General features: G+C 68.3%; 21 protein-coding genes, 2 tRNA genes and 1 pseudogene. 11 read left to right on the forward strand and 13 right to left on the reverse strand.

The genetic code is table 11. The features are described from left to right. Window positions 1-44: 44 nt before the first annotated feature. Together O2W16_RS02215 and O2W16_RS02220 are read right to left on the reverse strand one after the other, a co-directional pair. A complete protein-coding gene (locus O2W16_RS02215) occupies window positions 45-1,157 on the reverse strand; it encodes a hypothetical protein (RefSeq protein ID WP_269157164.1) in 1,113 nt (370 codons plus the stop codon). 101 nt (window positions 1,158-1,258) lie between these two features. Further along, window positions 1,259-1,693 carry a hypothetical protein gene (locus O2W16_RS02220; RefSeq protein ID WP_269157165.1) on the reverse strand — a complete coding sequence of 145 codons (435 nt, stop codon included), beginning with the start codon at window positions 1,691-1,693 and terminating at the stop codon, window positions 1,259-1,261. Between the two features lie 523 nt (window positions 1,694-2,216). On the opposite strand from O2W16_RS02220, the gene O2W16_RS02225 reads away from it, so the two are divergent. Further along, window positions 2,217-2,558 carry a hypothetical protein gene (locus O2W16_RS02225; protein WP_269157166.1) on the forward strand — a complete coding sequence of 114 codons (342 nt, stop codon included), beginning with the start codon at window positions 2,217-2,219 and terminating at the stop codon, window positions 2,556-2,558. A gap of 279 nt (window positions 2,559-2,837) precedes the next feature. Continuing rightward, window positions 2,838-3,020 (forward strand): annotated as a pseudogene (locus O2W16_RS21635) (tyrosine-type recombinase/integrase); the annotation flags it as partial. A 149-nt stretch (window positions 3,021-3,169) separates the two neighbouring features. On the opposite strand, the gene O2W16_RS02230 reads toward O2W16_RS21635, so the two are convergent. Beyond that, window positions 3,170-3,249, reverse strand: a tRNA-OTHER gene (locus tag O2W16_RS02230). A 523-nt stretch (window positions 3,250-3,772) separates the two neighbouring features. On the opposite strand from O2W16_RS02230, the gene O2W16_RS02235 reads away from it, so the two are divergent. Then, a complete protein-coding gene (locus tag O2W16_RS02235) occupies window positions 3,773-4,960 on the forward strand; it encodes a hypothetical protein (RefSeq protein WP_269157167.1) in 1,188 nt (395 codons plus the stop codon). Between the two features lie 95 nt (window positions 4,961-5,055). Beyond that, window positions 5,056-5,877: a HEPN domain-containing protein gene (locus O2W16_RS02240; protein WP_269157168.1), complete on the forward strand. Its 822-nt coding sequence runs from the start codon at window positions 5,056-5,058 to the stop codon at window positions 5,875-5,877. A 1,077-nt stretch (window positions 5,878-6,954) separates the two neighbouring features. On the opposite strand, the gene O2W16_RS02245 is transcribed toward O2W16_RS02240, so the two are convergent. Next, window positions 6,955-8,097 (reverse strand): helix-turn-helix domain-containing protein, encoded by a 1,143-nt coding sequence (locus tag O2W16_RS02245; RefSeq protein ID WP_269157169.1) that lies wholly within the window; start codon window positions 8,095-8,097, stop codon window positions 6,955-6,957. Window positions 8,098-9,267: 1,170 nt separating this feature from the next. On the opposite strand from O2W16_RS02245, the gene O2W16_RS02250 reads away from it, so the two are divergent. After that, window positions 9,268-9,462 carry a helix-turn-helix transcriptional regulator gene (locus tag O2W16_RS02250; RefSeq protein ID WP_269157170.1) on the forward strand — a complete coding sequence of 65 codons (195 nt, stop codon included), beginning with the start codon at window positions 9,268-9,270 and terminating at the stop codon, window positions 9,460-9,462. A 154-nt stretch (window positions 9,463-9,616) separates the two neighbouring features. Here O2W16_RS02250 and O2W16_RS02255 read toward each other — a convergent pair whose 3' ends face one another. After that, window positions 9,617-10,270 carry a hypothetical protein gene (locus tag O2W16_RS02255; protein ID WP_269157171.1) on the reverse strand — a complete coding sequence of 218 codons (654 nt, stop codon included), beginning with the start codon at window positions 10,268-10,270 and terminating at the stop codon, window positions 9,617-9,619. A 279-nt stretch (window positions 10,271-10,549) separates the two neighbouring features. On the opposite strand from O2W16_RS02255, the gene O2W16_RS02260 reads away from it, so the two are divergent. Then, a complete protein-coding gene (locus O2W16_RS02260; RefSeq protein ID WP_269157172.1) occupies window positions 10,550-11,797 on the forward strand; it encodes an ATP-binding protein in 1,248 nt (415 codons plus the stop codon). Then, complete coding sequence (locus tag O2W16_RS02265) at window positions 11,794-13,200, forward strand: DUF6414 family protein (protein WP_442928893.1); 1,407 nt, start codon at window positions 11,794-11,796, stop codon at window positions 13,198-13,200. Before O2W16_RS02260 ends, O2W16_RS02265 begins: the two co-directional genes overlap by 4 nt. Window positions 13,201-13,962: 762 nt before the next feature. Here O2W16_RS02265 and O2W16_RS02270 read toward each other — a convergent pair. After that, window positions 13,963-15,198 (reverse strand): site-specific integrase, encoded by a 1,236-nt coding sequence (locus O2W16_RS02270; protein WP_269157174.1) that lies wholly within the window; start codon window positions 15,196-15,198, stop codon window positions 13,963-13,965. Between the two features lie 79 nt (window positions 15,199-15,277). After that, window positions 15,278-15,350, reverse strand: a tRNA-Asn gene (locus O2W16_RS02275). Window positions 15,351-15,498: 148 nt separating this feature from the next. Here O2W16_RS02275 and O2W16_RS02280 point away from each other — a divergent pair. Together O2W16_RS02280 and O2W16_RS02285 are read left to right on the forward strand one after the other, a co-directional pair. Further along, a complete protein-coding gene (locus tag O2W16_RS02280; RefSeq protein WP_269157175.1) occupies window positions 15,499-16,581 on the forward strand; it encodes a GGDEF domain-containing protein in 1,083 nt (360 codons plus the stop codon). Between the two features lie 67 nt (window positions 16,582-16,648). Continuing rightward, a complete protein-coding gene (locus O2W16_RS02285; RefSeq protein WP_269157176.1) occupies window positions 16,649-16,861 on the forward strand; it encodes a hypothetical protein in 213 nt (70 codons plus the stop codon). A gap of 7 nt (window positions 16,862-16,868) precedes the next feature. Here O2W16_RS02285 and O2W16_RS02290 read toward each other — a convergent pair whose 3' ends face one another. The 6 genes from O2W16_RS02290 to dusB form a co-directional block, all read right to left on the reverse strand. Then, window positions 16,869-17,429, reverse strand: coding sequence for a hypothetical protein (locus O2W16_RS02290; RefSeq protein WP_269157177.1), 561 nt, complete (start codon window positions 17,427-17,429; stop codon window positions 16,869-16,871). Continuing rightward, complete coding sequence (gene dnaG / locus O2W16_RS02295; protein WP_269157178.1) at window positions 17,426-19,312, reverse strand: DNA primase; 1,887 nt, start codon at window positions 19,310-19,312, stop codon at window positions 17,426-17,428. Before dnaG ends, O2W16_RS02290 begins: the two co-directional genes overlap by 4 nt. Then, entirely contained in the window at window positions 19,312-19,809 is a 498-nt protein-coding gene (locus tag O2W16_RS02300) for a hypothetical protein (RefSeq protein WP_269157179.1), read from the reverse strand. Before O2W16_RS02300 ends, dnaG begins: the two co-directional genes overlap by 1 nt. 8 nt (window positions 19,810-19,817) lie before the next feature. Beyond that, on the reverse strand, window positions 19,818-20,447 hold the full coding sequence (locus O2W16_RS02305; RefSeq protein ID WP_269157180.1) for a YdcF family protein: 630 nt from the start codon (window positions 20,445-20,447) through the stop codon (window positions 19,818-19,820). Window positions 20,448-20,517: 70 nt separating this feature from the next. Further along, window positions 20,518-20,976, reverse strand: a complete 459-nt coding sequence (locus tag O2W16_RS02310) for an Rv0361 family membrane protein (protein ID WP_269157181.1) — start codon at window positions 20,974-20,976, stop codon at window positions 20,518-20,520. Between the two features lie 36 nt (window positions 20,977-21,012). After that, window positions 21,013-22,170, reverse strand: coding sequence for a tRNA dihydrouridine synthase DusB (gene dusB / locus O2W16_RS02315; RefSeq protein WP_269157182.1), 1,158 nt, complete (start codon window positions 22,168-22,170; stop codon window positions 21,013-21,015). 240 nt (window positions 22,171-22,410) lie between these two features. Here dusB and O2W16_RS02320 point away from each other — a divergent pair, with 240 nt between their 5' ends. Both O2W16_RS02320 and O2W16_RS02325 read left to right on the forward strand, forming a co-directional pair. Continuing rightward, window positions 22,411-22,815 carry a type IV toxin-antitoxin system AbiEi family antitoxin domain-containing protein gene (locus O2W16_RS02320; RefSeq protein ID WP_269157183.1) on the forward strand — a complete coding sequence of 135 codons (405 nt, stop codon included), beginning with the start codon at window positions 22,411-22,413 and terminating at the stop codon, window positions 22,813-22,815. After that, window positions 22,776-23,480 (forward strand): hypothetical protein, encoded by a 705-nt coding sequence (locus O2W16_RS02325; RefSeq protein WP_269157184.1) that lies wholly within the window; start codon window positions 22,776-22,778, stop codon window positions 23,478-23,480. The genes O2W16_RS02320 and O2W16_RS02325 overlap by 40 nt, the downstream gene beginning before the upstream one ends. The last annotated feature ends 74 nt before the right edge of the window (window positions 23,481-23,554 follow it).

The raw sequence follows: 23,554 nt of genomic DNA on the forward strand, positions 1-23,554 counted from the left end.
AACTCTGAACCTGTGCATCACGCCCAAAGAGGTCGGCCGGACGGTTAAGCGCCAGCGACCTCAAGGATTTTGTCGTTGAGGCTCGAAGGGTCGGTGCGGCAGGCGGCATGCCGCATGCGAGTGAGGTGGTCTGCGCGCTCGGAGGACTCCAGCGGCGAGGCTTGTCCCGTCTGCAAGTCGATGCGGAGCAGCTGTTCGCCTTCATGGCTCGGGATAATGGGGGCCAAGCAGGGCACCACAGCAACGTCAACGAAAAGGGCTTCGGGTTCGTTGTCTCGTAGAGTCTGCAGCCGGACTGGAAACCGAACGTTGCCCTCGTCGTCGGTGAGGTATGGCGTGATGTCAAGGGCCTGAATAAGTGGTTCTTTGCCCGGTCGTTCATAAAAGAGACCAAATCCGACAAGAGTCGAATTGACGGGACGAGCACTGAGTTCCACGGTCTCTGCGTCGACGGCTGTCGCCGACACCTCACCTTCCAGAGACGGGTCCGCTAGACCCAAGGGACAGTCTTCTGCAGGCCCGGTCCCTAGTTCGCTGTCGGCACTCAGCGGAAACACGGACCCAGCTGATACGTAGATGTCGGAGTTGTGCAGGCGAAGCCATCGGACGTCGGGGAGCGGAACGCTGAGATCGTTGACCCCATCCCCGATGCAGTATGCGTCGGCACCGACTACGCAGGACGCTCCATACCGCCCCTCTGGAGCGAACGTAGTGCCTGGCCCGGCCCGTCCGTTGAGGCCGTTGGGTCCTGTCTGCGCCAAGAATTCGGCTCCAGCTACCGGACTCCCATCGCATGGGGGCCCTCCAGCCGGAGCTGTTCCAGCAGGAAATACGAGTTGAAGCAGCGTGTATGCCGCCACCGGAAGCGCGAGGGCCCCCGCCATCAGCGCAACGCCTTGTTCGGCGCTGGCTTTCGCGGCGAAGAGGGCACGCAGGCTGGCCGCGTACAGCAGTACCACTGAGGCGACGGTGAGGTCGAGGAAGCGGATCGGGCCGGTGCCGAAGACGAATCCGTTCTCCACGAGAACGATGCGTACAGCGACTGCGACAACGGCGGCCCAAAAGGCGGGCCAAGGTTCAGCGTCCACCATCCCGACGAGCGCTACCAGAAGGCACGCGATCAAGAACGCGACGCCAAGCCCGACTACCCAGGCCATGCCTACCGCCCCTCACTCGGGAGACAACACCTCGGAGCGGCATCGCCGTGACTAGCCGGCAGCACAAAGTGACGACGTGGAGCGCATGCCGCCAGGCGCGGCTACCAGGTCACGGTGTTCGAGGTGACCAATCCCTCGTCGGCAGTCACCCAGTGCTGGCCGTAGTCTCCGCTGAAACACTGATCGCCGGCAGAGGCGTAGCCAGAAGCGTCGGTGTGCATAGTGAACGTGTAGAACCCGTTCGGGGACACCGTGTCGTAGCAGGTGATAGTGACGTCCCGATCCGCGCCCATGTTGTTCAACGTCACCAGGTAGCGGTACCCGCCACCCGGGGCGAGAGCTCCCTGCCCCAAGCCGAGCACCGGCGGGGTGATCCGCACGTAGTACCGACTCTCCTCGTCCGTACACCGCGGTGTCTCTGTCTGGTTGACAACCAGGTCCGACCAGACGTAGGCCTCGGTATCAGGATGAGGCGCACCCTCCAGCTCCCGGACCCAGAACCACCTGGAAGAGGACGTCTCGCCATAGGGCTTCACGCCCTCCGTCCAACAGAGCATTTCGATGGGCGAGCCGTTGGGCAGGAAGTCAACGGCGCCCTGGCAGTCGGTAGCACCCTGTGCGGGTTGGGAGGTCGGGCAGGGGCGGAGGTTGGCCCCACTGGAGTCGGAGGCGGAGATGCGGCTTACGCCGTCCGCGCCCGCTGGGACTCCTCCAAGAACAAGGGATCCGGCGATGAAAACTGCGATTACGATGACCAGTCGACCAAGAAGAGCCACGTGCTTCCCCCTACTGCCACTGGAGATGGGGGTAGCCCCGCCCCAGACCTCGCTTCACCCCAAGCAGTCCTAAGGTGAGAAAGCGGGCCTGACCCGGTGAGGCGCCCCACTGCACGGGTGCCCCACCTGTTGACGTGAGGCATGACACATTCTACGAGGGCTACAGAACTTGGGTCGTCCGGATTTATCACAATATGATAACGGAACCCAGTCGCGCTGGACAGGTGTTCGGCCACGCCTAGATGCGGCTCGAGCACTGGCTGACCACATCGCGCCGCGCCGCGTGCGCCGGCGGAAGCTGGAGAGCTACGAGTCCGCCCTCCGCAAGCACCTGATCCCCGGCATCGGACGCCAGCGGATGGACCGGCTGCGGCCTGAGCACCTCGACCAGGTCTACACCGCCCTGCTGGACGCCGGCTACTCCCCCGCCTCAGTGCTCCGGCACCACCGGATCCTGTCTCGGGCGCTCACCGTCGCGGTCCAGCGCGGCCACGTCCCCCGCAACGTCGCCGCCGTCGTCGACCCGCCCGCCCAGCGCGCCAGCGACATCGCCACCGCCCTCAGCCCCGGCGAGGTCCGCGCCGTCCTGGAAGCGACCGCCACCGCGCGCAACTCCGCCCGCTGAACCGTCGCGCTCGCCCTGGCCTGCGCCAGCCCAAGGAACTGGCGTTGCAGTGGAAGGACATCGACCCGCTGGCCGGCACCCTCACCGTGCGGCGCAGCATCCACCGCGTCCGCGGCGACGGGCTGGTCTACGAGGAGCCGAAGACCCGCCCCAGCCAGCGCTGCCGCTGCCCCTGCTCGCCGCGCTGCAGGAGCACAAGGCCGCCCAGCTCGGCGAGCGGATGCTGGCCGGCTCCGAGGGGCACGACGAGGACCTGGTCTTCGCCCAGGCCAACGGCCGATCGCAGGAAGTTCCGACTACGACGACTGGACCCGCCTGCTCCAGAAGGCCGGCGTCCGCCACGTCCGTCTGCACGACGGCCGACACACCGCCGCGACGCTGGTGCTGAGCGAGAACGTCCACCCGCGGGTCGTCATGGAGCTGCTCGGCCACAGCCAGATGCGCACCACGATAAACATCTACAGCCACGCCCTGCCGGCACTGGCCCGCGAGGCCGCCGACCGGATGAGCGCCCTGCTGCTGCCAGGTGAGGGTGGGCAAACTACAACCACAACTGCAACCAGAGACGACTCAGGCCGTCCTCCAGAAGGAGAACGGCCTGGTCATCGGGGTGGAGCTGAGGGGACTCGAACCCCTGACCCCCACACTGCCAGGACGGCTGGTGGGGGTCCGCGGTCGTCCACTACGGAACGTTGCCGCAGCTCAGCGGCTCGACCGGTTGTCCGGGAACATCAGTGAACGCCCCTGTACGACGCGCTTTGGCCACCACCGTGGCACCACTCGCTGACCTCCCCATGCCGGCTGCGCTGCTGGCATTGCCCGTTTTCAGCGCCGTGGCTTTCGGACGCCTGCCTCCGTCGAAGGGACCAAGCGCCACCCCTCAGTTACACCGACATCCTCGGCGTGCCCGCCTTGGGTTTTTGCTGCACCACGTACCAGGGCTGATCGGCTGCGAAGTTCCCGAGCAGCGGGAGCCCACTTGTCGCTGAGCGGAGACGAGATGGCCGGGACCGTCTTTCGGTCACCGCAGCTGCTGCGGCAAGTGGTTGGCAGGATCGCTGGACGCGACAGCTCGGGTGGTCTCCCCACCCCCGAAGGCGTCGGCTTCGACTGCCCATCGACCCGCCTGCCCGGCTCTAGCTGCCGTGCACCGCCGGGGAGACCTCGCGAGCGCCAGCCGAGGTTGTCGTAGTGGAGCTCTAACGTCGCCAGCCGTGGCGTCCATCAACCTGCACACCAGCCGGCCGTCGGTCTACCTCGATCAGTGGGTGTGGATTGACATGGCGAAAGCGGTTGCAGGAAAGCCCCGTCGACCCGATGACCCCAAGGTGCTCGCCGCGCTGCGCGACGCGGCCGCGGCCGGCGTCGCCTTCCCACTCTCGCCCGTGCACTATTTCGAGACCTTCAAGATCAAAGACCCCGCCCAGCGTCACAACCTGGCGAGGGTGATGGCCTCGGTCTCGTACTTCCGGACCCTGCGGGGCGGACGCCAGCTGATGCGCCACCAGATGCTCAACGCCATGCACGAGACCTTCGAGCGCCCGGCCTTCCGCCCGACGCCACCCGAACCGCTGGGTCTCGGCGCGGCGTTCGCTTTCACTGGCAAGCAAGGCCTAATGACGGTCCGCGACGCCACCACAGGAGCCAAAACCACCGAAAAACAGCTCCCGGGCGTAGGAGCGCTGCAACGCAAGTGCGCGCAGCTGGGAGAGACCTTGCTGATCGCCGGCCCCGCCGACGATGAGGTCGCCACCTTGCGCAAGAACGGCTACATGCCCGAGGCCACCGAGGCAATGGCTGCTAGTCGCCTCGCCTGGGAGGAGCTGTACGTCTCCTTACTGCGCGACCGACAGCGCACCAGCGCCACCGAGATGCGAGTGCAAGTCATGGCCCGGGAGTTGTGCCATGAGCACCTCGACCTGTTCAACGAGGTACTGGCCGAGTACCGCCTACCTCTTGAGCGGGCGCTAGGGATCGACCTCCAGCGCCCCGGTTCCGGTCGCGCCAAGATGATGGCGTTCTCAGATCGCATTCCCTCGATGCGCCTTGCGGCAGACATGAAGGCTGCCCTGTTCCGCAACGCCCAGCGGACATGGGAGCTCAACGACCTCTACGACATCGACGCGCTCAGCTTGGCCATCCCCTACTGCCACGTCGTCGTGACCGACGCGGACGCAGCAGACCGAGTGCGGCGCACCAAGGGCGACCAGCGCCACGACACCGCCGTCTTCAGCACCTTCGGTCCGCTGCTGGAACGACTGCCCGACCTCGTCGCGCGAGCTCGGGCCGTTGGCGGAGACCCCACTGGCTGGGACGTCAGCGGTCCTGGCGAAGGCTTCGTCACCACGTTGCCTGACGGATCCTGGCCCTCGCTCCAGCCAACATCGGCCGGTGCAACATGAGCACGTCGTCACGCTCGGGGGAACTAGCCTTCGGGCAGGGCCCAATGCGAGCACAACCCGTTGGACGCGAGCCGAACACGCAGGAGGCAACACCGTTGGTCGCTGAGCCAGCCGACGCAGGCACCGACGATCAGTTGATCAAGGCACATGTGGTGACGACTGGGTTCGTCCGCGAGGGCGACCCGGACGCTCATCATCCGCAGTTCGTCCCCAACGTCGTTGGGGAGCTCCACCGTGTCTGGATAGACGCCGAGCTTTCTGCCCGCGGCGATGCTGCTCCGGCTGCGGTCGCTCAGGCTCTGATCGTCCTGCCCCTCAGTGAGGGAGGCGACGTCGAAGTGCGACTGAACGACGAGGTGGACTTTGTAGCAGTAGCGGGCGAAGACGCTCAGGTTGTTGATCCGACCGATGTCTTCGTAGGCCAGATCACCAACCTCTGGCCCACCAACGTCCATCCTGACGCTGCCTGGAGCTGCTTCGTCACGGCCCAGGAGGGCCGCGTCGTCGTCTTCGACTTCCGGCGCAACCGGGAGGCCGTGGGTGCTGTCATCGAGCGAGCCCGGCAGTTCTGGCGCTCAGCACAGCTCAACCTGGGCCACGAGGACCAACTCCCGCCCGCAGTCGAGGACCTCCATGCAGCTGCCGAGCTGGCGATCCTGGTCATGGCCTTGCTTGGAGGCTGGCAGCAGCCGAAGAACCAGGGCCAGCGCCATCGGGGTCGGCACGAGTGGCTGAAAGGCCAGGTCCGATATGGCGATACGCCCGCCGAATACCTGACCACCTTCGATCGACTCGCTGAGCAACGCAACGTCGCTCGTTACGCCGAGCGACCGTTGGCGATCGACCAGGACGAGGCCCAGCAGCTGCTAGGGATCGTTGAAGCCATGATCGACGAGGCGGAGCGGCTCCGCTCGTAGTCACGACGGTCGGGGTCGGCAGGAGGCTCACCGGCGGTCTCCCACTGAGAGAGCCGATGGCGGAGCGACGGGCACAACCAGCGCTGCCGCGGTGTAACTCTCGAGGACCTGGCCTAACCGGCCAACTACTCCCTCTCCTGCCTCTCCTGCAGCGGTCCGCTGTAGCAAATGACCGACAGGGCGTTAGACTGCACCATTGCCCAATGGCTAGCAACTTTCAAGAATGCTGGCATCTCGTCCGCGACTAGCGGGATGCAACAAATCCACAGCTCAGCGCGTTGTAGCCTTCACCGCTGATCACCGTTCATGCCCCCCATCCGCTATCGCTACGGGCACGTAGCGGGCACGGAATGAAGCGCGCAACGAGCCGCCCGACGCGGGCATACGTCGAGCCGGCGGAGTCGGCGGATGCCCGCCGCGGGCACGAAGATAGCAGTCAGCCGCAAGCTCCGAGAACAACAAAGTAGGGACGGGCTGCACACTGTGCGCGAAGCTTCAGCTGATGTTGTGCATCAACGGTGGGCTGCGCGGTCGATGCGCACTGTTGATAGCGTTACGGGAACTGACTACGCAGTGGAATCCGAAGGTGGCGTCCCGCTGCCTCCATAGCTCTAAGGATCGCGTAACCACCATCCTCGGTTACGTCGCCCATCGAAGCTGCCTCAGCAAGCACGTCGCACGTCTCGCGAGTCGTTATGCCCTGGGCTCGCGCATAACGGACGGCCTCTCGATCGTCGCTAACCCACCAGGACGACCTAAACTCGGCCCTGGTCTGCAACAGATAGCAAGTCTGTGCTTCACCCAGATGTTTGGTCGGCTCGTCACCTGAGCCGCCGAAAACAGCCCGACGGATTCCTTCGATCGATCGGATCTCTGTCGTCTCCGTTACCTCGACTGGCTGCCCGAGCCAAGGAAGCGGACGCCCGAGGGAGGGCAGCCAGGCAGCGGACTGACGAGCCTCTTGCTCGACTGCCTCCGTCCAACGACCCCGTCCACGAAGCACAGATTCGAGAAGATCTAGTTCGCCGACCGCCGCAAAGTTGCACAGGACCGTGTTATCGGGAAATAGCCAGTCACTCACGGAGCGAACGCCGGCTCGTCGGCGGTTCGCTCCACCTCTGTTCCATCCACTTGCTCGAGGATGTGACGCAGCGCGTTGACGTCAGTGCGCAGCAAGTTGGCGAACGGCCGCATTGTCATCTTGCCATTCAAATAGGCATTGGCAACATCCTGAATGAGCCCTGCCGGGACTCTCTCTCGCTGGCTCTCTTCGGTAAGGCGGGCCAATAAACCGCCAGCCCCCGCCAGCTGAGCGCACGCAGCGGTGGAGTATCGGGCCAGCTGCTTACGACGACTTTCGGAGACTAGGCCGAGGTTCAACAGCCGCCAGGACAGAGCACTAGGGGAAACTCGAAGCGACATGACGAGTTCGGCGAACTCAACATCAGATGGCTCACTGTCGGACAAGCCCGCGGCCCACTCCCGCAGCTGCGTCTCAGGCATCAATAGTGCGGCCGCAAAAGCATTTGCCCGCTTCTCCGTGACGTCGGACGCATGCATTACGTCGTCGTCGACGTGTAGTGCCTGATCGTCACCTACAAGAAGATGGCAGAGCTCATGCGCCATAGTGAATCGCTGACGACTTGCACTATCTGTGGTTCCCACCACGATCAGCATGCAATGATCGTCGCGCCACGCGAGCCCGTCGCAGCCGTCGTCAGTCTTGACACGCGCGACATCGACTCCAAAGGCTCTTTCCAGCGCAGCCTCGAACGATTCAGGCTCCTCGGGTCGATCTTCGCTGAGGCGCTCAAGAGCCTCGTTCGCCAGATCCATGGCCTGCGCCAACCAACTCCAGCCACCCGGCTGCTTCAAAGGGCGCCGCACGGGAGCTTGCACCCCGATGAACGCCAGGTCCGCCCGAAAACCGGCGAGGCGACGTGCCTCCTGCACGGCACTGCTCAAAATCTCCTGACTGCGAGCTGCGGCGCGCGCTGCAAGAGCTGGCTGCGGACTATCGACCCCGAGCAGGTAGTCGACCGAGACTCCTGCCACAGTGGCGATATTTGCCAGGTCGAGCGATGAAAACTTTCTTACCCCAGCCAAGGCCTTCGACATCTTCGAGGCGTCAAGGCCTGCTCGGGCTGCAAACTCACCCTGCGTGAGACCGGAACCTTCGATTACGCCACGCACACGAGCGACGGTGATGTCAAGTTCCATGCCTGCACTCTACGCTGGTGGTTGCGAAAATCGCAAGCGACAGGGATCATGTCGCGCTCCGTCACCCCATCGAGTCAGAGGGTCAGATGGCCGCTGTGGCCGGGCTGCCTCACCGCGCGGGGCTCGCTCAACGCTCCTCCGCGGATGCCGCGATCAACCTCCGACAGTCGTCATTGCAGTGGCGGTGCCCACCGTCAAGCCGACGTCTCTTGCAGAGGCTGCACGGCAGCCACGCCCCGGCGGGCCTCTCGGGTTGACGGGCCGGCCGGCGCGCGGATAATCCGCCCCCCAGCCGCCGCCATCGCTCCTCCTAGAAGGCCACCCTTCCAGCACCGGAAGCGGCTCGACCGTGGACGCCCAAGGACATCCCAGACCCAGCGGCAACCGACGCCTCACCCCGGCCGACGTCACCACCTGACCGACCACACCGAGCCAGCCGACACACCTCCTGCACCCAGGCCTGCTGTTGCGTCGTGACGCATCGGGGTGACGTCGGCTGGGACGTCCATCCGGACAGTGGCCAGCATGAGTAGGCGCCGGAATGCATCGATGCGGTTCGAGGCGCAACGCCGAGCAACGAGGCTGCAGGCGCGGCGGTCGAACTCTTCACAATCCGGTGAGAGGGCACCGGACTCAACGCAACCGGTCGAGTCCGCCGCCCAGGCCCGGCGGCGCGCCGCGTCGACGTGCGGGTGGTGTGGAGGCCCGATCACCGTCAAGGCGACGGGACGTCTCCCGAAGTGGTGTTCGGCGTCCTGCCGGCAGCGAGCCTGGGAGCAAACTCGCGCCGCCGCCTCCGGACGCTCGGCAGTCCAGGTCGTCGAAAGACGCGTCGAGATTCCGCTGCCCATCCCGCCGACCCGCCACGACTGGCCCCGCCTGCTCAGTGAGCTCCTCACCCAGCTCGACACCGGCCGCGTCTACAACCGGGACCTGGACGAGATGTCCGCCGCCCTAACCACGATTAGCGTTTCGATGACCCGCCGCCTCTACATCCGCAGCCGGACAGCATCCCGCCCGCACTGACCACGCCGCCGGGGTGACGTGGTCAGTCAGCCGGGGGTGACGCCAGCCAGTCCGATGTCACCCCAACGCTGCTGGCAGCAACCGCACGACGCCAGCGCCTCCTCCAAGCGACCAGCTCCGCTCGTCGTCGTCCGAGGAGATGCCATGACCGTTCGTCTGCTGACCACCGAGGAAGTCGCCGCCCGGTTCCGCACCAGCCCGGCCACGGTTCGCTACTGGCGTCACGTTGGCGTCGGTCCTTGCGGCATCAAGATCGGTCGTCGGGTGCTCTACGACGAGGCGGAGTGCGACCGGTGGTGGGAGACCAAGGTCGCCGGGGCGCGGCGCGGCGCCCGCTGAGGAGACGGAGGTCTGGGGTTTCCCGTCCGCGCAGACGCCCATTCGTCTGGCGGCTTTAGGGCGACGATGCTTGTCGCGGCAGTATGGCGTGGTCCAACTGAGGGCGTGGCTGGTCACGCTGCATGGTCTCCCCCGCCTGCTCGACGGCGTCGCGTCAGGAACTCGCTCCTTGAGGGGCGTGGAGGCGTCGCTGGTGGATGGATGCGGGTTTGCCGTTCCGGACGCACTTCTCCCCGGCGGCGGCTCCACACTCCGAGCAGGCGTTGGCCGTTATCGCCTTATCGCGCTCAACGCTGATTTCCTGCTTCTGCTCTGGCGTCAAATGAGGCCAGCACGCGGCGGCGCGGGTGCCGTCGGCACGATTGACCCGTTCACTGGTGCACGGTTGGCCGTAGCGCGTATGGGGGCAGGTGGGGTCCATCGACTCGGCGAGTTGGCCGTCCCTCAGCCGCCGCCGGTAGGACGTCGTGGCCCGGGCGGTGCCATTGGCTGCCCGGTCGGCCAGGCCAAGAACGTAGTGAGGTCGCTGCGGGCCACCCCATGGCTTCCCGTTGCCATAGGCGACGTCGACGGGCTGGTCCTTATCGACGACGACAGCTGCGGACTCCACCTGGAGGTAGGCCATCTGCAATGACTCGTGTAGGGCGCTGAGCGACCGCTGCACCTCGTCGAGCGCGAAGTCCCGGCCTGGGCGCTGCTCGTAGGCCGCAAGGGCATCCTCGGCTGCGGGCAGTCGATGGATGACGGCGTTGAGCTGCTTGAGCACGTCCGTCAGCTGACCGCGGGCGGTGTTGTCTGCGTCGGGCAACCGATGTCTCCCCCTCTGGTGATTCGAGCGGGCCATCGCGCGTTGGGCCCACGCGGAGGCTAGTCACGTGCCCGACTGCGCTGGCGACCGAGCGCTAACGAGGCCGCTCGGCACCTAGCTGCGGACCTCGACCTGATCGGCTCGAGAGACTCCTCCGAGACGAAGGAGTCGGGACTGGCTCACCGCCCCCGACGTACGGCCGTGCCTCCCACGCCGCTCCTCCTGCGCGAACCTTCCGGGGGCCCGGGATCTGTCGCTGCGGGATGCGACAGTGTTCTCATGACTGAGGACGCCGACACGCTGGAGGAGCTCTCTTTTCCGGGTGAGCTTGGGCTGGTGCGCTTCCTATCGGCCGACAGGCGCGAACTCCACGGAGTCTTGCGCGGGGGTGCGTTCTTTTTCGGGCGCGATGCTGGCGGCATACATTACGAAGTGGGTGACGTCATTTTTATTCGTCCCCGCGAAGAGGGTGGCGTAGAAGTTCGCCCCGCGCCTCCAGAATTATGGCCAAACGACTCATGGGTCGGTGTTGTCAAGTTGCGAGCCAAAGGTAAGACGGTCCTGGACACTGGCGGCCGTTGGCAATTGATTGACGATAAGGACAAGGGCGGAAACTGGCGCGTCGGTCAGACTGTTGAAGTATCTGACCGTGCAGGTGTGGTTGATGTACTGTCCGAAGAACCGCTCCGCATCGTCGACGACTCGGTTTCGGACGAAGTGATCGTCGAACTGTTCAAGCAGGACGTCTCCTCCGACCTGGACTTTGACGATTTCGGGGGACTGTCGGACGTGGTTCGACGAGCCCGCCAGTTGGTCGAGTTTCCTCTGCTCCACCGGGAAGCTCTTGCGACAATCGGAGCGCGGCCCATCAAGGGAGTGTTGTTCGTCGGCTCACCGGGAACAGGAAAGACTATGCTGGCGCGCATAATAGCGAGTCGCGCGGAGGCGACATTCTACGAGGTGAGTGGTCCACAGGTTTTCAGCAAGTGGTACGGAGAGAGTGAGCGCATACTCCGCGTGCTGTTCGCCGACGCAGCGAAGCAGGAGCGAGCAATCATTTTCTTTGATGAGATCGACTCGGTGGCGGGAAGGCGTACCAGCGAGGCGCATGAGGCGTCTCGGCGGGTGGTGGCTCAGCTTCTCACGCTTATGGACGGCTTTAACGCTGCGAACAACGTGGTCGTCATTGCAGCCACAAATCGGCCCCAAGACCTCGACGAGGCTCTCAGGAGACCGGGGCGGTTCGACTGGGAGATGCGCTTTCCTCTTCCGGACAAGTCGGCCCGCGAAGCAATATTGAGGGTCTCGTCGTCCCGTCTCGAAACTCGCGGACCTCTCTCGCACCATGTGGTGGCCGGCGAGACAGAGGGATGGTCCCCTGCGGAGTTGTCGGTTATTTGGAGCGAAGCTGCACTTTTCGCGGTCGCGGACGGGCGCGCATCGATTGTTGACGAAGACTATTTAGCCGGTTTCGAAGCTGCGGCGCAGCGTCGACGAGTCTCTGAGGGGCAGGTTGAAAAGCGGTGAGTCTATGGAGTCGCTTGTTTGGGCGTGGTCGTCGCGACCGAAGAATCGCGAGGGCGGCGGAGCATGAGGATTCTCCTCTCCGCGAGTTCGTCTACGTTGACGAAGTCAGTGTCTACAGCCTACTTGCGTCGAGGCTAGGTCCGCTGGCTTCAGAGATCACTGACACACAGTCGTCTACAAGGGCCTACGGACTAACCGGTGGGATCAAGGGGGATTTGAAGGTAATCAAGGGGGAACTCGGTTCACGAATGGAGTCCACCGACTCCATTGGCAACCAAGTCCTCCGCCAAGCATCGGTGCAGACCAACTTCCGAGATCTTTTTCGACTGGAGAGGGATGGCTTTCTTCTTGGGTCGCGGGAGCTCGGGGACATCATTCCTGCGGTCGCGACCCGGCAGGCAATTTTGGACCACAGGGATTCCCTCATCGATGAAGGGTGGCTTACCCCAGCCAGCTCGACGCACCTGGTCCGAGGGCGGTTGCTTGAGGCGGTCGTTGAACTCCAGGCGGATCCGCTGTTTCGCTTGAGCGCGCTGGTGTCGGCGTTCTCGGACCTGTTGGACGGCGAACTGGATGCCTTCCCACAGGTAAGTCCGACAGCCTTCAGCGACGCGTTGACCGTGAATCGCATCCTGCAGAAGTTGCTCTCCGGACTGGTGCCTTTGAAGGGCAGAGTCGTTGACTACGAGGCGCTAACGATCAACGGGGAGCCCTTCATTATCCATCGCAGCATCTCGGCGCAGTTGCCGGACGCGTCAGCCGAAGGTGGGCTAAGCCCTCTCTATATTGTAGGCGTTGCGGACGAAAGTTTGTTCTGGAAGGATATCCGGCGGATTGCCTTCACGGGAGCGGAATATCGTCTTCTTTGCAGGGTTGCCCAGTCAGGATTTGTGCAGTCCTGGACGCCGGTCAAGTTGATCGATGTCCTCAGGGAGGCCGCGCCAGAGCTCGCTGAGCAGTTGCAAAATTTCTCCGTGGTGGCTCTGGCGGCGCTGGGCCAATCTCGCCATGCTGGTGGAACACAGGCAGGCGTCGGCACCGATGAGTCAGCGGCCCTGCGGGCTTACGCATCGCTACTAGCGAAGGCTCGCGATCGAGAGATCTCTGTTGCCGAGGCAGAGGAGATTGACCGGATCTCCGGCACTTCCGTCGGTTGGATAGGCTCACTTGAATCGCGCCGTCGAGTCTTCAGACAAGTCGATTCGCTCATGGCCGAAGGTCAGCCCGCCGCCACCCCGGAGGAGGCGGTCGAGATGCGTCGCACGGCCTTAGGAGTGGCCGGTTTTGATAGTAGAGGTCAGACGATCCTCGTTCGCACGGATGGCATGCCAAGCGCCACGCCGACGGGTCTTCCAGCGCATGAGATACTGCTCGACACAGAGATTGTCGCCATCTACTGGTAAGTTGGCAATTGTCTGACATTCTAACGTGCCGGCCGGCTTACCGGTCATCCCAGGCTGCGTGCAGCAGGCGACAGCCGGTTCGGCGCTTAGCGCTACGTCTCGCGGTCGGTCGACATGGGACCCCCGCTGAATGGACCCGGACGAGTGGGCGATCGGAAGACGAACCGGTTGATCGAGGAGCCGTCAACCTTCGCCACCGCGCGATGACTCCTGACCGCCTCAGAAGGTCTGTCCCTAAGGGGCCGCTCTGGGACACCGCCCGGAGGGCGGATTCAGGGCCTGCTACATCTCGGGAGCCGTGGGAGTCCAGCGGAAATTGGCTCAGCTCTCGTCGTCGACGTCCACAGTCACTACGTCCACCACATCGGCGGCAGAGCCGAGGACCAGAATGGCGGCCTGGGCCATGTCACGTCCCACGTGAACAGCAGCGTTTGAGTCACGGGCGGGGATCGATCGTGGCGTGGAGGACGGTCTTGTCTTCGTCATCTACCCAGACGCACTGCTCGTCATCGGGCGGCCGAATTCCATGAAGCGGTCCAGGACGGAGTCGGTCATCGGCCCCGGGGCGCGGATCGAGACGGCGACGTACCACTGAGGCGTGGGGACAGTATCGAGGCCGGCGGGCTTTGACCTCGCGTGTCCCTGAGTGGGCTGCTTAGGGACACGCTGAGGCCCTGCTCGACCTGCAGCGGCGGGGGCCCAAGGGTGGCTGTCGCGGTACTGGTCGGTGTCGACCAAAGACCCCGCCCGGCAGGCAACCGGTCACCGGCCGAGCACTCGGGCGGCCTCGGCGCTGACCACCTGGCGGCCGAAGTAGACGTCCAAGGTCATCGAGGGGTTGGCGTGGCCGAGCTGGTCGGCCACCTGGCGCGGGGTGAAGCCGGCCTCGTCCAGGCGGGTGGCCACGGTCTTACGGAAGGTGTGCGAGGTGACCCACGACCACGGGCCCTCGGTGCAGCGAACGGGACGGCCGGTCGCCGACGTCCTCGTCGCCGGCTGGAGGCCGGTCCCGTCGCAGGCCTCGCACTCAAAGGAGTCCAGCAGCTGGCGTAGGTCTCCCGAGACGCTGTTCGGGTCGCGCAGCGTCCCGGCGAACGGCGCCGGGAACACCAGCTCGGTATTCGGCCGGTGGGGTGACGCAAGCCTGCGACGCACCATGTCGACCGCGAACTCCGGCACCGCAATGATCCGCCAGCCGGCGGCGGTCTTGGTCCGCGACTGGACGACCATCCCCTGCTTGGGCACCCGCACCGCGGTGGCGTTGACCTCCCACGTGCCGGCGTCCAGGTCCAGCAGCGGCCGGCCTGCGGTCTCCCCCGTCCGCAGGGCCACTGCCTCGCCGATCCGGGCGCCGGTGGCCAGCATCCAGTCGACCAGGTCCACGACGTCCAATTCGTTCGCCCGGGCACTCCCCCGGAACAGCTCGACCAGCCGGGTGGTCTGCTCGACGGTCAGCGCCCGGGGTGCCTTCTTGGCGGTGGTGTCGATCCGGACGGTGGCGTCGCGCACGGGGTTGGCAGCAATCGCGCCGTCGTCGATGGCGAGAGAGAACATGCCCGACAGACAGGCGCGGGCGGTCTTGGCAGCACCCGGCCCACTGCTCTTGGCGATCGCAGTGAGCGCTCGGCCGACCCGGCCGGGGGTGACCTCCTGCAGCGTCAGCTGGCCGAAGGCGGGAAGCACAGAGGTGCGGATCACCGAGCGGTAGGTGCGCTCGGTGCCGGTCGACCAGCCGTGGTCGGCGTCCAGCCACGCCTCCACCAGTGCGGACACCCGGGAACTCGCGGTGATCACCCCGGCTCCCCCGGGGCCGCGGCGGGCGGCCAGCTCGGTCTTCAGCGCCCGCTCGGCGGCAGCGCGGCTGATGCCGGTCTTGGACACCAGCCGGGTACGGCCGTCGAAGTCCCGGAACCGGGCGCGGGCCTGGACCTCACCGCTGGCCATGAGCAGGAAGCCGATCCTGCCGAACGTGCCCACCGGCAGCGGTGGTCGTCCCATGCGGCACCTGCCCTCATCGGTTTCCGATGAGTTGATGATGCCTGCTTCGAAGCTCCAGAGCCATAAGCCCTGGTCAGAGCTCCCCCGATAGGACTTGAACCTATAACCCTGCGATTAACAGTCGCATGCTCTGCCAATTGAGCTACGGGGGATCGGCGGGTGGTGCCCGCGCGCCCACAGAGATTACCCCACCCCCGACCCGGCGATGGGCCGGGGGTGGCATCCGGCGGGTCGCGTCCTCGGCCACCCACCCGGGTGAAGCCGCTCAAGGCAGGCGGAGCCGGTGCCGACGCTGTCTGCATGCGGGAACTGGGCGAGCGAGCGGTGGCGCGCGTGGGCCGCCACATCGAGTGGCGCGCCGTCACGCTCCTCGCCATCTGCCTGACCGGCAGCATCCCGCTGTTCGTTGTGAGCGGCTTCCAACGCTCGGTCGGCGCGCACGCCGACGCCCGGCTCGCCGCTCTCGGCGCCTCCATCTGGGGGTGCATGGCCGGCTACGTCGCCGTCCGCCGCCGGCTGGGGCCCCGGGACGGCGCCGTCATCATCGGCGCGGCCAGCACGGTGATGATCGTCGAGGGCCTCTGCCAGCAGGAGATCACCATCCGCTGGCTGTGCGCTGCAGCGCTGGTCGTCGTGCCGGTGGCCGCCGCGATGCTGCTCCGGAGCCGGGGCGTCGCCGCCACCACGGCGGTCGCGCTGGCGGGTGTGGTCGCGATCAGCCTCACGCTGCCCACCCCGCCGCTGCTCCGGGTGTACGCCGCGCTCACGATGGTCGTCGCGGTCCTGGCCCCGATCACGGTGGTCACGCTGCTGGTCCGCCGCATGCAGGCCGCCCGCGACCTTGCCCGCACCCTGGCGGTCACCGACCCCCTGACCGGGCTGTCCAACCGCCGCGGCATCGAAGCCCGGGCCGGGTCGATCGTGGCGTCCGCCGCTGCGGCGGGCGAGCAGGTGACCGTGATGGTGCTGGACCTCGACCACTTCAAGACGGTGAACGACACCCACGGGCACGCCGTCGGCGACCGGGTGCTGACTGGGGTGGCCGACGCGATGACCCGGATCGCCCGCGCCGACGACCTGCTCGTGCGCCTCGGCGGGGAGGAGCTGGGCTGGGTGGCCCACTTCCCCGGACCGGAGGAGGTCACCCGGGCTGCCGAGCGGCTGCACGCGGCCGTGCGTGACCGGTCGGTTCCCGACCTGCCTCCGGTGACCGTCAGCATCGGGGTCGTGACCGCGGAACCGGCGCCCGACCAGGACCCGGTGGCAGCCGTGCTCTCCCTGCTCAGCACCGCCGACCGCGCGCTGTACGAGGCCAAGCGGGCCGGCCGCGACCGGATCGCCTACGCGCCGGGCCACCCGCGCGCGCTGAGCCCGGCGTCCTGAGCTCGACGGGTCGGAACCGGTCGGTGCCGGTAGCGTGATCACTTCCGCCCAACCCAGGAGGTCCCCCGTGGCCAAGCTGTCCTTCATCGCCGGCTTCGGCGCCGGCTACATCCTCGGCGCCAAGGCCGGTCGCGAGCGCTACGAGCAGATCCGCCGCTTCTACAACCACGCCAAGGACGACCCGCGCCTGCAGACCGCGGCCGGCATGGCCCAGGCCCGCGCCGACGCCGCCGTCGACTCGGTGAAGAACCGGCTCGGGAACGAGACCGGCAGCAACTGACCCCGGGTCAGCGGCTGGGGTCCTCGGCGTCCACCGCTGCGGCCAGGCGTTCGCGGGCGACCTGACGCGCCACCGGGTCGTCCCGGTCGGCGTCGTCGTCGAACACGACGGTCCACTCCCGCGCCGGCTGCCCGGGCACCCGGCGGGCCACCAGCAGCACCCCGCCCCCGGTGGGCAGCGGGTGCCGCTTGCTGGTGACCACCGTCCGGTCGACCCGGGCCCGCAGCACGCCCGGCAGCCCCCCGGCCTCGCGCAGCACGTGCCGCTGGGGCGCCTCGCGCGCCTGGACTCCCGGCTCGACCTCGACCAGCGGCGTGATCACGAACGTGCCGCCCGCGCCGGCCGCGCCCCACCGCGCGGTGCCGATCTGGTGCCAGGCCAGCGGGGGCGTGGCCTCGCCAGACCCGGCGGGGACGACGCGCAGCCCGCGCGAGGTGGCCACGGTCCACCCGCCGTCGACCCGCTCCCCCCACGCCAGGACCTGCTCGTCGGCGTCCCCGGCGAGGGCGGCGCGCACCGGCTCCGGCGGGCGGGCGAACTTCGCGCGCACCCGTGCCAACAGGCTCACGGGGTCAGCCCGCCGGCGGCGCGCTTGCGCAGCGAGATCGCCAGCTGCTCGAGGTCCATCAGCTTCTTGAACGCCCGCATGTACTCGTCCTGAGCCTCGATCGGGTTGGTCCGCTGCAGTTTGCCCTTGAGCGCGGCGATCTCCCGGACGGTGGCCATCTCGTGCAGCCGGGCCATCAGCGCGTTGACGTAGGTCGGATCGTTCTCCCCCACCGCATGCAGCGGCTCGACGGCCAGCGCGGTCAGCATCGCCTTGGCTGTGTCCCGGTCGCAGTGCGCCGTCACCTCCTCCAACCACGCCGCCCCGCTCGTCGTCGCCCCCGCCGCTCCCCCGGCCGCCGACACGGCGGCGGCGACCGCGGCGTAGTCCGGGTGCGTGTACGAGCTCGGCTCGACCGCGTCGAACTGCGGGCCGGCGATCTCCGGGCACTGCAGCGCCGCCTTCACCGCCTCCCGCTCGACCTCGATCGCCGCGTCGTCCGGCGTCCGCTGCGGCGTGCGCGGGCGCGACCTCGGGCGCTCGCCGCCGTTCTCCCCGGCCAGCTGACGCACCCGCGCCACGACCTCGCTCTCGTCGGGCAGGCCGAGCAGGCCGGCCAGCCGCCGGGCGTAGGCCGGTCGCAGCGCGTGGTCCTTGATCTGGGCGAGCAACGGTGCGGTCTTGTCCAGCGCGGCGAGCCGGCCCTCCACGGTGTCTAGGTCGTAGTCGGCCAGGTGCGTCCGCAGCACGAACTCGATCAGCGGCGTGCGCCGGCCGATCAGGTCACGGACGGCGGCGTCCCCGTGGGCCTGGCGCAGCTCGCACGGGTCGCGGCCCTCCTGCTCGACGGCGACGAAGGTCTGCGCGACGAAGCGCTGGTCCTCCTTGAAGGACTTCATCGCCGCCGCCTGGCCGGCCGCGTCACCGTCGAAGGTGTAGACGACCTCCCCGCGGAACTCGTCCTGGTCCATCAGCAGCCGGCGCAGCACGTTGATGTGCTCCGGCCCGAAGGCGGTGCCGCAGGAGGCCACCGCCGTGGTCACGCCGGCGACGTGGCAGGCCATCACGTCGGTGTAGCCCTCGACGACGACGGCCTGGTGGTTGCGGGCGATGTCGCGCTTGGCCCGCTCCACCCCGTAGAGCACCGAGCTCTTCTTGTAGAGCGGGGTGTCCGGGGTGTTCAGGTACTTGGGGCCGGGGTCGTCGTCCATCAGCTTGCGGGCGCCGAAGCCGATGACGTCGCCGGTCAGGTCGCGGATCGGCCAGAGCAGCCGGCGGTGGAACCGGTCGATCAGCGTGCCGCGGGAGGACTCCTTGGCCAGCCCGCCGGTGACCAGCTCGTCTTGGGTGTACCCCAGGCCGCGCAGGTGCCGGGTCAGGGTGTCCCAGCCGCCGGGGGCGTAGCCGCAGCCGAAGTCCAGGGCCACCTGCCGGTCGAAGCCACGGTCGGCGAGGAACGAGCGTGCCGGTCCAGCCTCCGGCGTCATCAGCTGGGCGGCGTAGAACTCGGCGGCCGCGGTGTTTGCCGCCACCAGCCGGGCGCGCTGCCCGGCCTGCGCCCGGCTCGGCCCGGCGGTGGCCCGGCCGCCGTCGTCCTCGTACTGCAGTTGCACCCCGGCGCGGCCGGCGAGCAGCTCGACGGACTCGGCGAAGGACAGGTGGTCGATCTCCTGCACGAACCGAATGACGTCGCCACCGACCCCACAACCAAAACAGTGGTACAGCCCGCGCGACGGAGTGACCTGGAAGGACGGCGACTTCTCGTCGTGGAACGGGCAGAGCCCTTTGAGGCTCCCGCCACCGGCGCGCTTGAGCTGCAGGTGCTCGCCGATGATCTCGTCGATCTTGGTCCGCTCGCGGACCGTCGCGATGTCCGCGGCGCGGATGCGCCCTCGCCCGGCCATCAGGCCGCCGCCGCGGCGATGCGCCGCCGGCCCAGCACGAACTCGAACCACAGCAGGAAGACGGCCGAGTCCAGCGGCAGGCCGGGCTCGGTGGTCAGCGTGGGCCGCGGCTTCCAGCCGCCGGTGGTGCCGCTCTCGGCGAGCCGGCGGCCACCGCTCTCGTAGCGATGGGTGCCCTTCCAGATCGACGTCCTCGCCACGTCGACGGCCAGGCCGTCGAGCTCCATCGTCCAGCTGTCCTTCCAGACCGAGACCTGGTGGGCGCGCAGCCGCACGCTCTCCGCCGGCTCCTGGGCCCAGCGACCGACCAGCTCACGGGTGCCCCCCCGCTGGAAGGCCCAATTCCGGTCCCCCACCTCGGCCGTGGCGGCCTCCTTCCAGTTGGCGGCCTCCTTCCAGGTGGCGGCGCGCAGCGTCGCCACCAAGGCGCCGTCGGAGAGCACCGGGACGATGCCCCGGTCGGTGCCGTGCGACCCGCTCTTGCCCAGCTCCAGCATGGTGCTCCTCAGCCGATCCCCGGCGCTCCGGCGACGCTCTCGCCGGTCGCGCGGTAGAGCAGGTAGGCGGCGGTCTCCCGCATGATGTAGCGGAACTGGGTGGCCCGGGTCTGCACGGCCGGCCCCTGCCGGGTCGGTGAGCTCCACGCGTCCAGCCCGGCGTCCTCGGTCATCCGCTCGGCGCGCATCGCGTGCCACGGGTCGCTGACCAGGACGGCGCTGCTCCAGTTCCGCGCATCGAACTCGGCGGCCACCGCTCGCACGCTCTCCAGCGTGTCGACGCCCTCGGGCACGGCCAGCAGCGCATCCGTCGGCACGCCGGTCTGGGCCAGGTAGTCGCGGCCCGCCTCGGCCTCGGAGAACGCGTCGCCGGTCGCCTTGCCGCCCACCGTCACGATCACCGGGGCCACCCCCTCCTCGTAGAGCTCCCGGGCGTGCTCCAGCCGGGCCTCGAAGATGGAGGACGGGACGCCGTTGTACTGCGCCGAGCCCAGCACCACGATCGCGTCCGAGGTCGGGCGTGCATCCTGCCGGGCGATCCACCAGATGGCCGAGGCCGTGGACGCGGCCAGCAGCAGAGCTGCGGTCACCGCTGCCCCGAGCACCCGGACGACCAGCCTCCCCGCCACCGCTGCCACCCGTCATGGGTACCACGGCTGGCTGGCACCGGCGGAACCCCTGGGGACGGCGTGCCGCCTGCGTCCGGGCTCACCCAGCAGCGCTCGTGCCGCAGACCTTCGTGCCACCCTCGGGCACGATCGTCAACTGGGTGGTCGTCACCGCGCCGTCGTCGTCCCAGCGGACGTCGACCAGCTGCACCGGCTCCCCGTCGTCCTCGCTGTCGGTCGCCCCGGTCACCGTCGGGATACCTGGCTGCAGGTACTGGTCGGCCAGGTCGGCGGGGGCCACCCGGGCGCGCACGTCGTCGCAGACGAGGCCGTAGGCGGTCTCCAGGTCGCCCTGGCTCAGCGCGGCGGTGAACACCCCGGCCACCTCGCGCGCCTGGTCCTCACCGGATCCCTTGAAGAACGGCATCAGCACCACCATGACCACCGCGACCAGCACCGTCGCCCCGAAGATGCCGATCAGCAGCTTGTTGTGGTTCTGCGGGGTGCCGGTGTGCAGCGGCGCCGGGTCGTCGTCGTAGAGGAAGGGACCCTGGGTCACCGCTGGACTCCTGTCGTGGTGCTCATGTCGTGGTGCTCATCCGCCGCTCACCAGCAGCTCGGCCCCGGCCGGCGGCCGGGGGTCGTCGCGGTCGGCCAGCCAGCCCTCGGGGAGGGCGACCGGCCGCGGCGGGGTGGTGCGCCCGCGAGGCGCCCCGAGCACGCCCTGGGGGTAGGGCTGGTCGGGGATCGAGTCGAGCAGGCCGGCCAACTCGTCGAGCCCGGAGACCATGGCCAGTGCCCGACGGACGTCGGAGGGGACCGAGAAGCCCTTGAGGTACCAGGCGACGTGCTTGCGGAAGTCGCTGCAGCCGTGCACCTCGCCCTGGTCGGCCGCCAGCAGGGTGGCGTGCCGGTGCATGATCTCGGCGACCTGCCGGAAGGTGGGCAGCGTGCGGTGCGGCGAGCCGGCGAAGGCGGCAGCCAGGTCGCCGAACAGCCACGGCCGGCCCAGGCAGCCCCGGCCCACGACGACGCCGGCGCAGCCGGTCTCGGCGACCATCCGCACCGCGTCGTCGGCCTCCCACAGGTCACCGTTGCCGAGCACCGGGATGGCGACCTCCTCGACCAGCCGGGCGATGTGCGACCAGTCGGCGGTGCCGCTGTAGAGCTGGTCGGCGGTGCGCCCGTGCAGGGTGATCGCCGCGGCGCCCTCGTCCTGCGCGATCCGGCCGGCGTCGAGGTAGGTGACGTGCTCGGCGTCGATGCCGACCCGGGTCTTCACCGTCACCGGGACGTCGCCGGCGGCCTGCACCGCGGCCCGCACGATGTTGCCGAACAGCCGGCGGCGCCAGGGCAGAGCCGAGCCGCCGCCCTTGCGGGTCACCTTGGGCACCGGGCAGCCGAAGTTGAGGTCGATGTGCGCGGGGCGGGTGCCGGCGACCTGCTCGTCGACGAGCATCTGCACCGCCCGCCCGACGGTGGCCGGGTCGACCCCGTAGAGCTGCACGCTGAACGCGTCGGCCTCCCCCGGGGCGGCCTGCACCATCTTCAGCGTCTTGGCGTTCCGCTCGACCAACGCCCGGGTGGTGATCATCTCGCACACGTAGAGCCCGGCCCCGAACTCCCGGCACAGCGTCCGGAAGGCCGGGTTGGTGATCCCGGCCATCGGGGCGAGCACCACGGCGGGGTCGACCGTCAGCCCACCGAGCTGCAACGACGGCAGCGCCGTCGCGCGCGAGAGGGTGCTGGTCACGACCCCAGGGTAGGTGGGCGCGGGGTGTGCCCGGGCTCACGGCCGCGAGGTGGGTCAACCCGGCTGACCTGGCGTTGAACCGTGCCGTGACCCGGCTCAACCTCAGGTCACGTAGGTCAAGCCGGTCGACGCCTACCGGGTCCCCGGCTGGAGCGCCCGCCGATGTCCCCCGGCGAGCGCCCCGTCCACCGGTGGCTCCGAGGGCGCGCCCTTCGTCCGGCGGGTGGTCAGGCTGCTCGGATGACCGTCCCGGTGCCCGTCCCGATGGCCGTCGACGAGCCCGGACGTCGTCGGTTGGGGGTCTTCACCACCGCTGAGCTCGCCGCCGCGGGTATCGGGGAGAGCGAGGTCCGGACGGCGGTACGGGCCGGCGTGTGGGTGCGGCTGCGCACCGGCGTCTTCATCACCGCGGCCGACCTCGCCGAGGTCGAGCGGACCGGACGACGCCCTGGGCTCGACGCGGTGGCGGTCACCGCCGGCCTGGCCCGGTCGTCCGCCGTCCTGAGTGGTGCGACGGCCGCGTGGATCTGGGGGCTGCCCCGTCCGAGGTCCGCCCCGCCGACGGTCGAGCTGACCGATCCGCACCGGTGGCGCCGTGGGCGTGGATGGCTGATGACCGGGCCGAGCTGCCGGCCGACGAGGTGACCGTGCGCGGCGCCTACCGGGTCACGACGGCGGCACGCACCGTCGTCGACCTGGCCCGGGACTGGCCGGAGGTGGACGCCGTGGCCGCCGTCGATGCCGCCCTGCTGCGCGGGCTGACCACCCGCGACGAGCTGGGCCGGGTGCTGGAGAGGCAGGCGTGCGTGCCCGGCGTCCCGCGGAGCGTGCGGGCGGTCGCACTCGCAGACGGCCGGGCCGAGTCGTGGCTGGAGACCCACGGCCGGCTGACGGTTGCCGCGCTCGGCCTGCCGCCGTTCGTCCCGCAGGTGGAGCTCCGGGTGGACGGGAGGCTGGTGAAGGTCGTCGACGGCTGGTACGCCGAGCAGGCCGTGGCCCTCGAGTTCGACGGCCGGGTGAAGTACCGCCGTCCGGCGTTCGGCCGGACCCCGGAGGACTCGCTCTGGCAGGAGAAGCGGGCCGAGGACCAGCTCCGGTCCCGGGGTGTCCGGTTCGTCCGCGCCGCAGCGGTCGACCTGGGCGCCCGGCGTGCCGAGTTCGACTGCCTCGTCCGACGGATGCTGTCCACCCCCGGACCCGCGACCCGGGACTGGACCGAGGTCCCCCGGGCCACCGGCCGCCCCCGGGACCGATGCGACGGGGACGACGGGTGGCTGGCCCGGGCCGACGACCTGGTCGGGGCGGGTTGAGCCGGTCGACCTGACGTTGAGCCGCGCCGTGACACGGCTCAACGTCAGGTCAGCCGGGTTGACCCGCCCGACAG

Origin of the sequence: Modestobacter sp. VKM Ac-2984 (genome assembly GCF_026967985.1) — a bacterium.
In the GTDB taxonomy this organism is placed as follows: domain Bacteria; phylum Actinomycetota; class Actinomycetes; order Mycobacteriales; family Geodermatophilaceae; genus Modestobacter.